This is a genomic window from Dolichospermum planctonicum, from assembly GCF_005402965.1.
In the GTDB taxonomy this organism is placed as follows: Bacteria; Cyanobacteriota; Cyanobacteriia; order Cyanobacteriales; family Nostocaceae; genus Dolichospermum; species Dolichospermum planctonicum.
Genome location: NZ_BJCF01000004.1, coordinates 1 through 15,935 on the forward strand (window position 1 = coordinate 1; position 15,935 = coordinate 15,935).

At 40.8% G+C, this 15,935-nt stretch carries 11 protein-coding genes; 4 read left to right on the forward strand and 7 right to left on the reverse strand.

Annotated elements, in window-relative coordinates; genetic code table 11:
• Positions 1–457: 457 nt before the first annotated feature.
• From cutA to FFO06_RS02715, 3 genes are all read left to right on the forward strand, one after another.
• A complete protein-coding gene (gene cutA, locus FFO06_RS02705) occupies positions 458–796 on the forward strand; it encodes a divalent-cation tolerance protein CutA (protein WP_137906649.1) in 339 nt (112 codons plus the stop codon).
• Between the two features lie 111 nt (positions 797–907).
• Complete coding sequence (locus tag FFO06_RS02710; RefSeq protein WP_137906650.1) at positions 908–1,453, forward strand: DciA family protein; 546 nt, start codon at positions 908–910, stop codon at positions 1,451–1,453.
• A gap of 323 nt (positions 1,454–1,776) precedes the next feature.
• A complete protein-coding gene (locus FFO06_RS02715; RefSeq protein ID WP_228036692.1) occupies positions 1,777–2,127 on the forward strand; it encodes a hypothetical protein in 351 nt (116 codons plus the stop codon).
• A 265-nt stretch (positions 2,128–2,392) separates the two neighbouring features.
• Here the strand turns inward: FFO06_RS02715 and menB are convergent, their stop codons facing one another.
• From menB to acpP, 5 genes are all read right to left on the reverse strand, one after another.
• Complete coding sequence (gene menB, locus FFO06_RS02720; RefSeq protein ID WP_228036691.1) at positions 2,393–3,229, reverse strand: 1,4-dihydroxy-2-naphthoyl-CoA synthase; 837 nt, start codon at positions 3,227–3,229, stop codon at positions 2,393–2,395.
• A 209-nt stretch (positions 3,230–3,438) separates the two neighbouring features.
• On the reverse strand, positions 3,439–8,625 hold the full coding sequence (locus tag FFO06_RS02725) for a choice-of-anchor L domain-containing protein (RefSeq protein WP_137906651.1): 5,187 nt from the start codon (positions 8,623–8,625) through the stop codon (positions 3,439–3,441).
• 590 nt (positions 8,626–9,215) lie between these two features.
• Positions 9,216–11,228 (reverse strand): transketolase, encoded by a 2,013-nt coding sequence (gene tkt, locus FFO06_RS02730; RefSeq protein ID WP_137906652.1) that lies wholly within the window; start codon positions 11,226–11,228, stop codon positions 9,216–9,218.
• 351 nt (positions 11,229–11,579) lie between these two features.
• The gene (gene fabF / locus FFO06_RS02735) at positions 11,580–12,839 is read right to left on the reverse strand and encodes a beta-ketoacyl-ACP synthase II (protein WP_137906653.1); all 1,260 of its coding nucleotides are present in this window, start codon (positions 12,837–12,839) and stop codon (positions 11,580–11,582) included.
• A gap of 264 nt (positions 12,840–13,103) precedes the next feature.
• Positions 13,104–13,358 carry an acyl carrier protein gene (acpP, locus tag FFO06_RS02740; protein ID WP_137906654.1) on the reverse strand — a complete coding sequence of 85 codons (255 nt, stop codon included), beginning with the start codon at positions 13,356–13,358 and terminating at the stop codon, positions 13,104–13,106.
• 212 nt (positions 13,359–13,570) lie between these two features.
• Here acpP and FFO06_RS02745 point away from each other — a divergent pair, with 212 nt between their 5' ends.
• Complete coding sequence (locus tag FFO06_RS02745; RefSeq protein WP_137906655.1) at positions 13,571–14,476, forward strand: CoB--CoM heterodisulfide reductase iron-sulfur subunit B family protein; 906 nt, start codon at positions 13,571–13,573, stop codon at positions 14,474–14,476.
• Between the two features lie 186 nt (positions 14,477–14,662).
• Here FFO06_RS02745 and def read toward each other — a convergent pair whose 3' ends face one another.
• Together def and FFO06_RS21800 are read right to left on the reverse strand one after the other, a co-directional pair.
• Positions 14,663–15,196: a peptide deformylase gene (gene def, locus FFO06_RS02750; RefSeq protein ID WP_137906656.1), complete on the reverse strand. Its 534-nt coding sequence runs from the start codon at positions 15,194–15,196 to the stop codon at positions 14,663–14,665.
• Between the two features lie 408 nt (positions 15,197–15,604).
• Positions 15,605–15,754 carry a hypothetical protein gene (locus tag FFO06_RS21800; RefSeq protein WP_236097054.1) on the reverse strand — a complete coding sequence of 50 codons (150 nt, stop codon included), beginning with the start codon at positions 15,752–15,754 and terminating at the stop codon, positions 15,605–15,607.
• Positions 15,755–15,935 lie beyond the last annotated feature (181 nt).

Consider the following 15,935-nt stretch of genomic DNA (forward strand, 5'->3'; position numbering starts at 1 on the left):
ATACAGAGAAAAATTCAGGAGTCAGAAGTCAGGAGAAAGAAGACAAGGAAAGGAGTAAAATTAAGTTTGTATCAGCGGTTTTCCTAATTTTCGTACCTGATTCAAGTATATACGGCTATATTAACCCGTCTAACTTATGGTTCGGGTGTTTTGGGAAGGAGATGTAGTTTTATTTGTCATATATTTACTGATAAAGTGTTGCAAATGGCAGGTATTATGACTTGACCCCAAATCAAGGAAAGTTTAAATTATCTGACTATATCTGACTAATACGTAACTGCTGAATAATCTGGTATAAATCGTTTACAAGCATCAAAATCCGTAAAATCTTTATTCAATAGATAGTCTACCCCCACTTATTGAGAAGATAGAATAAAAATTTACCAAACAGCTACAAAAATTGTCAATTACTACCCTCTTCAGATATAATAACCATTTAATAGTTAATGGTCAAAACATGGAATTTATTTTTGTTTACATCACTTGTAAAGATCGTGTTGAAGCTCTTAATATAGGTAAAGCCGTAGTAGAAGCTCGTCTTGCTGCCTGTGCTAATATAATTGATGGTATGGACAGTATTTATTGGTGGAACGACGAATTACAAGTAGAAAAAGAAGCTATTTTAATTATGAAATCGCGGGGGGATTTACTTGAAGAACTAACGAAAAAGGTGAAATCAAAACATTCTTATGAAGTACCTTGTGTGGTGGCTTTACCAATTGAACAAGGAAATCAGGATTACCTGAATTGGCTAATAGCAGAAACCAAGGCTAAACAGATATCAACAAATAGTTGATAGTTAGATTTAGTGAATTTCAAGTTACTATCTTCATCAAGGATTAAGTAATGACAAATAAGATAATGTATAATTACTCAATACTGGAAATAGTAAAACTACTAAGAAAATATGTCTTTTAAATCAATTAATAATATTTTAGAAGGTATTAAACGGTCAGCAGTATGGCAAGAACAATTATTTCCGCGCTTGTTGAATTGTTGGGTGGAAATTGTCGGTGCTGGGGTTGCGGTACAAACTCGACCTTTGTCAATTCAACGTGATGTTGTGTGGGTAGCAACGTCTAGCGCTGCTTGGGCGCAAAATTTGACCTTTGAACGGAAAACCATATTGATGAAATTAAACCACAAGCTATCTACATCTTTGATAGATATTCGCTTTTCGACTGCGGGGTGGAAGAGTTTACCAACGACGGAAACACAAATAACTATTTCTGCTTCAGAACACCCCAGTTATGTTGCTGATGATCTAGTTCCTGAGAAGTTAGTCACACCGAGTCTTGACAATACTCTAGGTGCTTTTGAGAATTGGGCTAGGATGATGCAGGAGCGATCGCATTATCTCCCTTTATGTCCCGAATGTCAATGTCCTAGCCCACCAGGTGAACTTGAACGCTGGAATGTTTGTTCTCTGTGCTGTTCTAAGCTGTTGAAGTAAATAATCAGCCTTGATTATGATATTTAACTATTGTCAGTTGATTGTAAATAATGGAGTCAACTAGATGCTAAAAACTGAGTTTAAATCTATCCAAAGTAGACTAAAAAAATCGGAGTAAATCTAAAATCGGGCTTTTAACCTTGATCCCTAATATGTTTTAGTTTAAAGTGAGTATGTAGACACTCTAAGAATCATTTACAAATATAACAAGAATCTAAAGAGATAATAAAGTTTATTTATTGATAATAATGGCTAGAACCCGTATCCAATAATAACTTTTTGCCCTTCATCCCTATTTTGGTAAACAAGGAAAATATATAAGTATGTTGGCTAGTCCTATGGTACTGAAGATGAAGGCATATCAAGCAATTAAGCGTTTAACATCTACTTGTCGTTATTGTCGTTATTACCAGCCACAGGGTCGCCGTGGTGGTATGTGTGAAAAGTTGACCGCACCGGTCCAAGGTGTTTGGAAAGCTTGTCCCTTAGCGTTACCAGCTTTTGCACCCGCTTGGGAAACTCTAGAAGATGCTTGGAGTTTACCAGTACCAAGGCCTGTTATTTCAACTTCTCAAACTCTTGCAGCGGATTTAGATCATCTGACAATTAATTGTGTTGAAGAGACCCGTACTTATACCACGCAAGAGGTAATAAATCAGAATGTAGTAATTTAATTACGCACGATTATTGTTATCAATTTTCTGTCCACCTTAATAAGATTTGACTTGCAATTTATTAGTGTTTCCAATTTTGAGATCTTCAGAAATCGCACCTTCCTGACAGGTGCGATTTTAGTATATAAAAGTCAGGAAAGAATCAACCACGAAGGAACTAAGGAAGAGAAGGAAAGAGGGTTCGAGAGATATTTTCCGTAAGTCTCCAGGAAGTAAAACACTATTGATGTTATCACGGTCTTAGGGACTGATATAATTTTAAGCTTTAAGGTAACCAGGGAAATTCTCGAAAGTTGGGAGGTCGCTTTTCCAAAAAAGCTTGTTTTCCTTCCGCGCCTTCTTCTGTCATATAATAAAGAAGAGTGGCATTACCGGCAAGTTCTTGTAAACCGGCTTGTCCGTCGCAGTCGGCGTTAAATGCTGATTTGAGACAACGAATGGCTATAGGGCTTTTTTCGAGGATTTCTCGCGCCCATTGTATCCCTTCTGTCTCTAGTTGTTCTACGGGGACAACAGTATTAACTAAGCCCATTTCTAAAGCCTGTTGAGCGTTATACTGACGACAAAGAAACCATATTTCTCGCGCTTTTTTTTGTCCTACTATTCGCGCTAAATAACTCGCACCAAAACCACCGTCAAAACTGCCTACTTTGGGTCCTGTTTGCCCGAAAATGGCGTTATCGGCCGCAATAGTTAAATCACAAATTAAATGCAGAACATGACCCCCACCAATAGCATAACCGGCAACTAGGGCAATGACGACTTTAGGCATGGAACGAATGAGACGTTGCAAGTCTAAAACGTTTAAGCGGGGAATACCAACATCATCTACATAACCTGCTTGTCCCCGGACACTTTGATCTCCCCCTGAACAGAAGGCGTATTTACCGTCTGTATGAGGTCCTGCACCCGTAAATAAAACTACACCAATATTAGTATCTTCTTTAGCGTCCCAAAAAGCCTCGTATAGTTCAAAGACGGTTTTGGGACGGAATGCGTTACGTTTCTGGGGACGGTTAATGGTGATTTTAGCGATACCGTCGGTTTTTTGATAGATAATGTCTTCGTAGGTTTTGACGGTTTTCCAGTCGGGTTCTATCATAGATAATCTGCGATACTGTGTTTGAGAATTTTATCGCGGCGGAGATGGAAAGTATTGGCAATTTCCAGGAAATGAGTAATTAGGGGGGGAAACTTAAAAAAATATTCCCCTAATTCTCCAGCAATAGGGAATTAGGGGAACCTGATTTTGATTTGTGTCAAATCCAAACTAGTAGGAAGTAAGGATGTAAGATCTCAGTTGAGCGCGTATTAGGCAATCAAAGTAAAATCGCTACTCACAAGGGTGATAGTAGGATCACTTAAAACGGCAAACTTAGATTCCCCACCCGGAGTAGATCCGTTGGAGTTATAGAAAAGACTACCAGTGCCTTGGCTATAAACAATGCGGGCATTACTAGCACCTACTGAATTATCGTTAGGAACTACTCCAAAATCAGTCAGAGCCTGTCCCACTGCATTAGTAATGGCACTGAAAGTAGCTTTACTCAATGCAATCTTGTCTCTATTTTCTCCTTGACTAATTTGTCCCGCTTGAAAATTGATGGTATCAACACCTAAATTGTTGAAGACTCCATTGAACTGATACTGATCATTACCGAGTCCTCCTATGAGAGTATCATTACCACTTCCTCCTATGAGAGTATCATTACCACTTCCTCCGTCCAGAATGTTATGGCCACTATTACCAGTGATGACGTTATTACCTATGTTACCTGTACCATTGATATTGCCAGTGCCGGTGAGATTAAAATTCTCGTACAGGTCACTTAAAACGTAGTCCACTGAACTTGACTGGGTACCAATGACAGTAAAATCATTCCTGTCAAGAGTGATACCAGGATCAACTTTGGCAAACCGAGATTCTCCACCCGCAGCACTTCCGTTGGAGTTATAGAAGACATAACCAGTGCTTTGGCTATAAACAATGCGGGCATTACTAAAAGTTGCTGAAGGATCATCAGTAACCACGGCAAAATCAGTCGCCGATAGATCCCCACTGTCAACACTAATAGCATTGAAACTAGCTTTACTTAATGCTATTTTATCTTCTCCTTCGACAAAATTCTCGATTGAAGAAAGACCTAATGAGGGAGAAGAAGAGAAAGAGTAATCTCTCTTGAACCAAAATCTATCCTGACCCTGTCCTCCATTGAGATTATCAATTAGGGAAGGATCAACAATTGATCCAGAATTACCCCCTCCCCACAAAGTATCATTACCATTTCCTCCATTGAGATTATCAGTGCCAGGTCCTCCCATGAGGATATCATTTCCGTTCTGTCCGCTCAGTCGGTCATTACCACTACCGCCCTGTAACAAATTATTTAGGGCATTACCAGTGATCAGGTCATTTCCCGCCCCACCAATCGCATTTTCAATGACATTTCCGGCAGAAAGAGTGAGTTTGAGGTTACTGACCGTTACCGATTGCTGTGTGGTGATGCCCAAGTTAATATTTACCGGACCTGCAATATTAGTCTTAGGATCACTAAAGTCAATAGTATCAATACCCTCGTTTGCTGCTTCCACAATGGTATCTGCTCCCAAAGCATTGGCAACACTAAAGACATAAGTATCGTTTCCTGCTCGACCAGTAAGGGTGTTGTCGCCACTATTACCAGTGATGACGTTATTACCTGCGTTACCTGTACCATTGATATTACCAGTGCCGATGAGTGTGAGGTTCTCTACGAGGTTAGGTAAGGTGCGGGTCTGTGCACTTGGTAAAGTATCAGTAATAAAGATTGGTATGCCATCATCGGTTACACTTGGATCGATAGTAGCATTAGTTGCATTGGAAAGTTTTACTAAGAAGGATTCATCGGGTTCATTGATGTTGTCTGTGAGAATGGGGATACGGATAATGCCGGAGGAAGTGCCGGCGAGGATAGTCACCGTTCCTGAACTATTACTATTATTATAATCAACGCCCGGTATTGCGGAAACTGCACCTGTCGGACTGGTGGTGTAATTGAAGGTGATGTCGTCTTTACTAGTGACGAGTTGTCCATTAGCACCGATAAGGTCTACAACTATTACAGCACTATTATTGAAGTCTTCAACAAAAATGTTATTGTTAAACCCACTGAATGATAAAGTTGGACGGTCATTGTCATCATTAATAGTCCCTGTGACGGGTTCTGGTGTATGAACGGTGTAACCTGTTCCACTAGCTAAGGTGACAACAACTGTCTCATTACCTTCGTAGTTGTTATCTGATGTGGGGTTTATGGTTAAAGTAGCTGTATCTGAATTCGCAGCAAAGGTGATGGTTTTACCTGTTCCCGGTGTTGCTCCTGTGTAGTCATCACCATTGGCTGTACCACCAATGCTATAGTTAACGGCTAATGGATTACCTAAGGACTGGCTGGTACCACCAGGATAACTGCGAGTGAAGGTATAGACTAGGTTGGTTGTACCGTCTTCATTTACGCTGCTTGGAGTTACGGTTACGGTAATACTAGCAGTATCGTCATCATTAATAGTTCCTACGACGGGTGCTGTTGTACCAAGGGTATAACCTGGTCCATTAGCTAAGGTGACAACTACTGTCTCATTACTTTCAACGATGGTATCTGCTTTGGGGTTTATGATTAAAGTAGCTGTGTTTTCACCCTCTTCAAAGGTGATGGTTTTACCTGTTCCTGGTGTTGCTCCTGTGTAGTCATCACCATTGGCTGTACCACCAATGCTATAGTTAACGGTTAAGGGATTACCTAAGGACTGGCTGGTACCACCAGGATAACTGCGAGTGAAGGTATAGACTAGGTTGGTTGTCCCATCTTCAAATACGCTGCTTGGAGTTACGGTTACGGTAATACTAGCAGTATCGTCGTCGTTAATAGTTCCTACGACGGGTGCTGTTGTACCAAGGGTATAACCTGGTCCACTAGCTAAGGTGACAGCTACTGTCTCATTACTTTCAACGATGGTATCTGCTTTGGGGTCTATGATTAAAGTAGCTGTATCTGAATTCGCAGCAAAGGTGATGGTTTTACCTGTTCCCGGTGTTGCTCCTGTGTAGTCATCACCATTGGCTGTACCACCAATGCTATAGTTAACGGTTAAGGGATTACCTAAGGACTGGCTGGTACCACCAGGATAACTGCGAGTGAAAGTATAGACTAGCTTGGTTGTCCCGTCTTCAAATACGCTGCTTGGAGTTACGGTTACGGTAATACTAGCAGTATCGTCATCATTAATAGTTCCCGTTGCTGATCCTGATGTACCAACGGTGTAACCTGTGCCACTAGCTATGGTGAAAATAACTGTTTCATCATTTTCAAATGTGCTGTCTGCTGTGGGGTTAATGGTTACGGTTTTCGTAGTTTGACCCGCAGCAAAGGTAATGGTTTTACCTGTTCCCGGTGTTGCTCCTGTGTAGTCAGCACCATCGGCTGTACCGCCAATGCTATAGTTAACGGTTAAGGCATTGTCTATCTTTCCATACCGACTGAAGGTATAAACCAGGTTAGCTGTACCATCTTCATTTACGCTATCAGGGGATACGGCTACGTTAACATTGGTATCCTCATCAATAATAGTTCCAATGACGGCGGTGGCTGTATTGATAACGTAACCTGATCCAGGAGCTAGGGTTAACTCAACGTTTTCATTACCTTCAAAGGTGGTATCTGCTTTGGGGTTAATGGTTAAATTGGCTGTACTTGCACCCGCAGCAAAGGTAATCGATCCTCTTGTTAGTCCAAAACTGGCTGCTCCTGTTTGAGTATAGTCAGTGTAATTAGAGTCACTGCTGAAAGTAGCTGAACCGCCAACATTGAAGTTAACAGTTAAGGCATTAGTCAGATCTCCAGCACGAGTGAAAGTGTAAACTAGATTTGTCGTCCCGTCTTCAAGAACACTAGCAGGATTAACCGATAGGCTAACATCAGCACGTCCCGGATCAACATCATTGTCAGTGATGATTACTGTTGCACTATTGTCTGTGCCTAAACTGTAATTAGTGCCACTAATTAATGACAGGATTACGGTTTCTCTGCCTTCGACAAGATTATCATTAACGGGAGTAATGGTGACGGTCTTTGAAGTCTCTCCCGCCAGAAAGGTTACGGTAGAAGGAATGGGGCTGTAGTCACCAGTAGATGCAGTTCCCGAAATTGTGTAACTAACTGTGAGAGCATTGTTAGTGCTACCTGTGCGAGTAATCGTAAACACACCTGGGTTAGCTGGTGTTCCTTCTCCAGCGTCGCTATCTGTAGCTATGACTTTAACAATGGTACTTGGGTCACTAAAACCTTGAATAAAAACTGCCGCGTCACGAGCGGAGTCACGGGTATCAGCGATCGCTAATTTTATGTGATTAATTTGACCTGGAATAAGATCCGTTGCTACTGCACTTAATACAGTTGTGAAACCATCGAACTTCGTACCTAAAATATTTCCATAATAATCAGGTTTGAAAAATGCCCGGTTCGTTTCAGCGTTAACAGTATTGATAGAAACAGGAGTTGTCGCACCGGGGACGAAAGCAATGTTTTTACCATTCAGGTAAAAGGCAAAAACATCATTGAACCTTGAATTTCCCAACTCAGGATAATCTTCAGAGGCAAATACATAGGAGAAGCTGATAGTATTCGAGGTCGGAATAAAGTCAAACTCTAATACTGCTGCATCATAGGTACTGTTATTAGAGACTATAGTTTTGACTATGGCATCTAGATCTCTGTCACCTGATTTACCGTTAGAAGTTGAGTAGGTTGAAGGATCATCATCAACATCAATATTTCCGGTACTCAGAACAATACCGTTAATGCCTATTGTTCCTTGTCCACCAGTAAAAGTACCCCCGGCAACATTTGCACCGGTAAACCTGATGTTGCTGATTTTGTCTGGTGTAATACCGGAGTTGCCGATTAAAGTGTTAACAAGTTGCGCAGCAGTAACGCTATTTAAGTCTCTTGTGGTTAAAGCACTCTGTTCAATTGCGATCGCTTCTCCATTTATTATAATCGTAGCGTGGTCATTCTCTGCTTGCAAACTCTGTAAAGTTGTCCCATTCAGACTTTCACCTCGTACCAAAGCGGCAAAAATCGCCCCTTCGTCTCCAGCGCTATCCGTTTGATTAATCCGAGCATCTACAAAATGCCCAATTTCTTCTAATATTACGTCACTAACTGCTGCTGAATTCGCATTTGCGACAAAATTATCTGATAAGTAAATCTTATTAGTGCTAGTAGAATAGGCCCCATTAGCATTGCCAAGAATGGTGTTACTAACAACTTCTATTTGGGGAAGTTGACTGAAATTACCCCCTTGCCAATCTAATCGCAGAATTTCCGCCGCGCTGCGGTTGTATTGCGTCCCAAAAGCGCTATCGAAAACCTGCCAGAAATTATTATTAACATCAGAAAAGCCACTTAGTTTGTCGTATGTCAGCTTTAGGGCTGATTCAAGTAAAAGTGAGAAGTTCATAAGTATATATAAGGTAGAATGCTTTATTAAAGATATAACACGATTTACTTTTAATTTCTAGGGTATTTATATTAAGATTTCTTATGTCACTAAAATTAAAATAACAATTAGTATGTCCAGAATATTGTCCCTACAATCTTTCTTATAAGTATCTATTGTATTATTTAATTTTAAGTATTAATATTTATTTGTCTAACCGCTCAGTCAAGGGAATAATTCAGGACTTACGCAAAATATCTCTCCCTAAACCCCCATTTCTCTGTTACCTCTGTGCCTGGAGTGGTTTCTTATTCCGCGACTTGTGCGTAAGTGCTGTAATTCTTGAAAAGATGAATAATAAATTATGTGCGGAATCTGGGTGCTAACTTCTAAATAGCAAAATTCAGGAGTTAAAAGTAAAAGTATCCGTGGTTTTTACATATTTATTAGTATTAATTTAAACTCTTTGTATAAAAAAAGGTGAGCGTTTTAGCCCACCTAAAAAATCAGAGAATATTGATGCTATGATACAGCGGATTGGAAATCAATGAGGTACAAAATCTAATCAAAGCCAGACAATAAGCCAATTTTACTCCTGACTCTTGCTGTAATTAACCTAACAATGCTTTGGCTTTAGCTAAAACATTATCAACTGTGAAGCCAAACTTCTCTAAACAAATACCACCAGGAGCGGAAGCACCAAAAGTATCAATACTGACGGTATCGCCTTCACTACCGATATACTTATGCCAACCGAAGCTACTAGCCGCTTCTACAGATAGGCGTTTAGTAACAGATCGAGGAAGAACAGACTCTTTATAAGCTGCATCTTGTGTATCAAATAAGGTAGAAGAAGGCATAGAAACAACACGAACTTTCTTACCTTCTGCTGTCAGTTTCTCTGCGGCGCTCACACAAAGACTTAATTCTGAACCAGTACCAATTAAGATGATATCTGGTGTACCTTGACAATCAACAATTGTATATGCACCTTTAGCGACACCTGCGATAGATGTACCTGCTAAGTTAGGAACATTTTGACGAGTGAAAGCTAATAAAGTAGAAGCTTGTGCTTTAGATTTTTCAATGGCAACTTTGTAACCACCAGAGGTTTCATTTCCATCTGCGGGACGAATTACGGTTAAATCAGGAATAGCCCGCAAAGAAGCTAAAGTTTCAATGGGTTGGTGAGTAGGACCATCTTCACCCTGGCCAATGGAGTCGTGAGTCATGACCCAAATTGCGCCAGCTTCAGAAAGAGCAGCCAAACGAATAGCAGCCCGCATATAATCGGTGAAGATGAGGAAGGTTGCACCGTAGGGTATTAAACCGGAACGGTGTAAAGCCATACCGTTACAAATTGCACCCATGGCGTGTTCCCGGACACCGAAGTGAATGTTACGATTGCCGAAATGTCCTTTTTGGAAGTCCCCAGTACCTTTAAGTTCAGTGAGGTTGGAGTGGGTTAAGTCAGCAGAACCACCGATTAATTCCGGTAAAACAGCACCTAATTTGTTGAGGCAGGTTTCCGAGTGTTTGCGGGTAGGTAATGCTTTATCTGCATCTGTGTAGGTAGGTAATACTTGATCCCAACCCTCTGGTAATTTGCCACTAATCAAACGTTCAAATTCAGCGGCTTCTTGGGGGTATTTAGCTTGATATTCGGCATAAGCTTTGTTCCACTCGGATTCGTAAGCAGCACCGCGTTCAACAGCCTTGCGGGTGTGGTTGAGGGCATCTTCGGGAACGACAAAAGCATCGTATTCCCAGCCTAAATTGTTGCGGGTAGCTATTGTTTCGTCAGGTCCCAAGGCAGCACCGTGAATACCAGCAGTATTAGCTTTATTAGGAGAACCATAACCGATGGTGGTTGTCACCTTAATCATGGTGGGTTTGTCTGTAACTGCTTTTGCCTGGGCGATCGCTTTGGCAATGCCTTCTAAATCTGTGTTACCGTCTTTAACGTGCAGAACGTGCCAACCGTAAGATTCAAAGCGTTTAGAAACGTCTTCGGTGAATGCTACATCTGTAGAACCATCAATTGAGATGTGGTTATCGTCATAGAGAGCAATAAGTTTACCTAATCCCCAGTGTCCAGCGATAGAAGCTGCTTCACCAGAAATCCCTTCCATGTTGCAACCATCACCAAGAATCACATAAGTGTAGTGATCAACAATTGTCGCATCAGGCTTATTGAACTTAGCGGCCAGGTGTGCTTCTGCTACTGCTAAACCGACAGCATTGGCAATTCCTTGACCTAAAGGACCTGTGGTAACTTCTACACCAGCTGTCACAAAATTTTCGGGGTGGCCTGGGGTCTTAGCACCCCATTGACGAAATTGTTTGATGTCGTCTATGGTAACGCTATCGTAGCCTGTGAGGTACAGTAGGGCATACTGTAACATTGAACCATGACCAGCGGATAAAACAAAGCGATCGCGGTTGAACCACTGAGGATTTTTGGGATTATACCGCATGAAGGAGTCCCAAAGGACAAAAGCCATGGGAGCCGCACCCATCGGTAGTCCAGGGTGTCCCGATTTGGATTTTTCTATGGCATCAACAGCCAAAAAGCGGATAGAATTGATACAAAGTTCTTGGAGGGATTGGGTTGCAACTGCCATAATCTCTAATTGTTAAGGACGGGTTAGGACTCTTTTTAGCGTTTTTGTGGGTTCATGAGCAAATGATCCCACTTTGTTCATCATCTCATTCCCAATTATCAATGGACAAGCGGGATTGTGAGGATTGTTAGTGATGAATCAGGCCAATAAATTTAATCATGCGTTCCCAAAGCTTGGCATTAGCTAGGCCGTTAGTTCAGCTATGAATTTCTCTATCATACTTGCCTTGTGTTCATTTCTCAAAGGCAAACTAGGAGCAAAATTATGCGGGGATCAATAATACAAGTCTTGGTAATGGATAATTGGGTTATTAACTTTACCTATTACCTATTACCTGACTAGTAAGTATCTTTAAGGAGTAAATTTCTTGAAGGCTAGGCTGACATTATGACCACCAAAGCCAAAGGAGTTAGATAAGGCTACCTCGACTATTTGACTGCGGCTGGTGTGGGGGACATAATCTAAATCACATTCTGGATCAAGATTTTCGATGTTGATGGTAGGGGGAATTTTGTCATGAGCTACGGCTAAAATTGTCGCTACGGCTTCAATTCCTCCCGAACCACCTAAAAGGTGTCCTGTCATGGATTTAGTGGAACTGACGGCTATTTTATAGGCGTGATCTCCTAAAGCTTTCTTAATGGCGGCGGTTTCGTTGACATCATTGGCTGGTGTACTTGTCCCATGGGCATTGATGTAACTTACCATTTCTGGGGCGATCGCCCCATCTTTTAAAGCTAATTCTATCGCCCTAGCCGCACCTAAACCACCGGGAACTGGCGCAGTGATATGATACGCATCACAGGTCATCCCATAACCGACAATTTCCCCATAAATCCGTGCGCCACGCTTCATGGCGTGTTCTAACTCTTCGAGAATTAAAATTCCCGCGCCTTCACCCATCACAAACCCATCCCTATCCCTATCAAAGGGACGACAAGCATGGGCTGGATCATCATTGCGACTAGATAAAGCCCGTGCAGAGGCAAATCCTGCCACTGATAGGGGGGTAACTGCTGCTTCACAGCCACCGCAAATCATAGCTTTAGCGTATCCCCATTGAATTTGACGAAAAGCATCACCAATGGAATTAGAACCAGCCGCACAGGCTGTTACAGAACAGGAATTAGGACCTTTTGCACCGGTATGAATTGCTGTTAATCCCGCTGCCATATTGGCGATCATCATGGGAATCATGAAAGGACTACAACGACTAGGACCACGTTTAGGATCTAAGTAAATGGTTTGTTGGTCTTCTAATACTTTAATGCCACCAATACCAGAACCGATGATCACGCCAATTTGTTCAGCGTTGAGATCGTCAATTACTAACCCGGAATCCGCAACAGCTTGAATAGCCGCCGATACACCCAATTGAGAAAAACGATCCATGCGCTTGGCTTCTTTGCGTTCTAAGTAAGTCTCTGGATCAAAGTTTTTGACTTCACCAGCAATGCGACAACTATGTTTAGAAGCATCAAAAGCGGTAATATAGTCAATACCATTCTGTCCGCTCAATAATCCTTGCCAATATTCGGCGGGTGTGTTTCCAATGGGTGTAATCGCGCCCACACCTGTTACAACAACGCGATTACGTTTATAGTCTGTCATGATTACATTAAATATGGCGAAAAAAAATATGGCGAAAAAGCAGCAGATTGAACAATTAAGAGTGCTGAGTTTCCAGTCAAATATCCATAAATTTTGAGTATACTGTCTTCTCAATATTAGGACTTTTGGATGAGGACTTTTGGGGTTTTCCTGGAATTTTTACAGTTTAAACACTCAACACTCATGTACCGGCGGGTTTATCCAGTTAATCTGTATACCTGCAAAATATCTCTTTAAACCCGCCTATACTGAATTAACACTTATCTAAGCAGATGCAGCAACGTGACTATCGATATAATCTACCACGGCCTGAACAGTTGTAATTTTTTCAGCCGCTTCATCAGGAATTTCGATCTCAAACTCTTCTTCCAAGGCCATGACTAGCTCAACTGTATCTAGGGAATCAGCCCCTAAATCGTCAATAAAACTGGCTTCTGGTATAACCTTCTCGGGTTTGTCTACACTCAGTTGCTCAATGATAATTTTTTTTACTTTTTCAAAAGTATCTGCTTGGCTCATAAATAAAAGTCCTTAACAAGTTGCTATGATTTGCTCTCAATGAACAAAGTTTTTTTGGCCATATACATCTTATCGGAAAGAGTGAATCTGAGTATAGGTTCTATCATGAAAACTGAGAATTGAAGATTAGCGGATTTAAGTCCTTACTACTAATCACTACCAATACATAACAAATCCCAATTACCTCTAAAATCTAAATCAAGTATACTTTTATGCCATCCAAAACTCTCAAGTACGCTTATTATCCCGGTTGTGTAGCCCAAGGAGCTTGTCGAGAACTGTATTTATCCACCCAATCTCTAACTAAAGCGTTAGGTATTGAACTGATTGAATTGAAAAAAGCTGCTTGTTGTGGTTCTGGTACATTTAAAGAAGATTCGCAATTATTAGAAGACACTGTTAACGCTAGAAATATCGCTTTAGCGGAATCTTTGCATCTCCCTTTACTAACCCATTGTAGCACTTGTCAGGGTGTTCTTGGTCATGTTGATGAACGATTAAAAGAATGTCAATCTACAAATCCCGATTATCTCAACAAAGTTAATGGTTTACTGGAAAAAGAAGGCTGTTCTCCTTATCGGGGGAGTACAGAAGTTAAACATCTTTTGTATGCTTTGGTGACAGATTATGGCTTAGAGGAAATTTCTCAGCTTGTTAACAAGAAATTAAGTGGATTAAAATGTGCAGCTTTTTATGGCTGTTATCTGCTTCGCGCTCAAAAATCCATGCCTTATGATGATCCTTTTCAACCCGAAGCAATGGAAAATGTATTTCGGGCTGTAGGAGCGACACCTGTATATTATCGTGGCAGGACTCAATGTTGTGGTTGGCCTTTGTCTAGCTATGCGACTACAGAATCTTTCCAAATGGCAGGAAATCATATTCAAGAGGCTGTAGCTAATGGGGCTGATTGTATTGTCACACCATGTCCTCTGTGTCATTTGAATTTAGATTCTCGTCAACCGGAAGTAGAAAAGGTCATTGGTCAAAAATTAGGTTTACCAATTTTACACTTACCCCAATTAATTGCTTTAGCTTTAGGTGTTAGTCCTAAAGAATTGGGTTTAGAAAGACATATTGTGTCTACAAAACCTGTTTTAGAAAAGTTAGGATTCTGATCAAATACAGCAAGTAGCTTTGAGTGAGGTACACTTTGTGCGGGCAAGACTTGTACTGAGATTGGTCGAAGTATGCCCGCACCACAAGAGTTTTATTATTAATATCTGTACTTCATAAGATCGGAAACTGCTGTAAATAAATTTTGGGAAGGAAATAATATTTTTCTTCCCATTACCCATTACCCATTACCCATTACCAATTACAGATTTCTGATATTCTTCTTCACTAATTAAATCGTGGTTATTTTCCACACGATCTAAAAATACTAATCCTTCCAAATGATCATACTCATGTTGAAAAATTCGGGCAATAAAATCCGTTAATTCTTGTTTTTGGAAATTGCCATAACGGTCTGTATACTCAACTTCAATTGTTTGATATCTAGGAACTAAACCCCTAATTCCCGGAACACTTAAACAACCTTCCCAACCCTTGACTATTTCCGAAGAATGGGCAACAATTCGGGGGTTGATCATTGCGGTGGGCTGCATTTCTGGTGCGTGGGGATATCTAGCATTAGGACGGGAAGCGACGATAAATAAACGGTATGATGCTGCTATTTGTGGTGCAGCAATTCCCACCCCATTAGCTTGAGCAACTGAGGTAATTAATTCATCAATCAGGTTTTGAATTTTCTCATCTTGAACATTCTCAACCGCAGCCGCTTTTTGTCGTAATATCGGATTACCTAATTTAATGATTGGCGCTAATTTTAACATATAATCTCTAGATTTTTCTCATATCAAATTTCATTATCGCCGTTTTGACGATTATACCATTGATGATGTGCGATCGCCCTCCGATAGCGTCCCCTTGTACCTCGCACGAGTTATGGAATTAAACGAAGCACTCCAGGCACCCCAGAACATTGCCTATGTGTAATTGGGAAATTGTGGATTCAGATATCAGTAAGGTAGCTGAAAAGTTTGTTAGGGCTAACAGTCACTTATAAGTAACTGCATTTTCCTTGGTTTAGCAACGTAATACCAGAACCACTTAACCGCTGTCAGCTAAACAAATAAGCCATTAATAACTGAAGTTGCATAAGTATATGGTATCTGTGGCTGAATTTACCCCTATCTAATACGAATACTGTTCGCTTCGCTTTGTCGCTTTGTGGAACTCAGTTACACAAATCTAGCTAATAATTCCTCACTGGATAATTGTAAAAGCAAAGGAGTAAATTCTTCTCTCTTCATAGCAATCAGAGAGTTGATAATTGTTGTTAATTGTGAATCAACTTCCCCAAAACGCACTGGCAAGATACTTTCAATCATAGCGCGTCGTTCTCTATAATCCCTCTATCAAGTCCTTCTTGTCGTTCTTGTTTTTTAATCTCTTCTAACTGTTGTTGATACATTTTGTTGTTGATACATTTCATTTACAGCAAGTAGCTTTGAGTGAGGTACACTTTGTGCGGGCAAGATGCCCGCACCACAAGAGTTTTATTATTAATAT

Excerpts from the sequence above, each read along its gene's own strand:
- cutA (WP_137906649.1), top strand. The coding sequence starts at position 458 with ATGGAATTTATTTTTGTTTACATCACTTGTAAAGATCGTGTTGAAGCT.
- FFO06_RS02710 (WP_137906650.1), top strand. The coding sequence starts at position 908 with ATGTCTTTTAAATCAATTAATAATATTTTAGAAGGTATTAAACGGTCA.
- FFO06_RS02715 (WP_228036692.1), top strand. The coding sequence starts at position 1,777 with ATGTTGGCTAGTCCTATGGTACTGAAGATGAAGGCATATCAAGCAATT.
- menB (WP_228036691.1), bottom strand. The coding sequence starts at position 3,229 with ATGATAGAACCCGACTGGAAAACCGTCAAAACCTACGAAGACATTATC.
- FFO06_RS02725 (WP_137906651.1), bottom strand. The coding sequence starts at position 8,625 with ATGAACTTCTCACTTTTACTTGAATCAGCCCTAAAGCTGACATACGAC.
- tkt (WP_137906652.1), bottom strand. The coding sequence starts at position 11,228 with ATGGCAGTTGCAACCCAATCCCTCCAAGAACTTTGTATCAATTCTATC.
- fabF (WP_137906653.1), bottom strand. The coding sequence starts at position 12,839 with ATGACAGACTATAAACGTAATCGCGTTGTTGTAACAGGTGTGGGCGCG.
- acpP (WP_137906654.1), bottom strand. The coding sequence starts at position 13,358 with ATGAGCCAAGCAGATACTTTTGAAAAAGTAAAAAAAATTATCATTGAG.
- FFO06_RS02745 (WP_137906655.1), top strand. The coding sequence starts at position 13,571 with ATGCCATCCAAAACTCTCAAGTACGCTTATTATCCCGGTTGTGTAGCC.
- def (WP_137906656.1), bottom strand. The coding sequence starts at position 15,196 with ATGTTAAAATTAGCGCCAATCATTAAATTAGGTAATCCGATATTACGA.
- FFO06_RS21800 (WP_236097054.1), bottom strand. The coding sequence starts at position 15,754 with ATGATTGAAAGTATCTTGCCAGTGCGTTTTGGGGAAGTTGATTCACAA.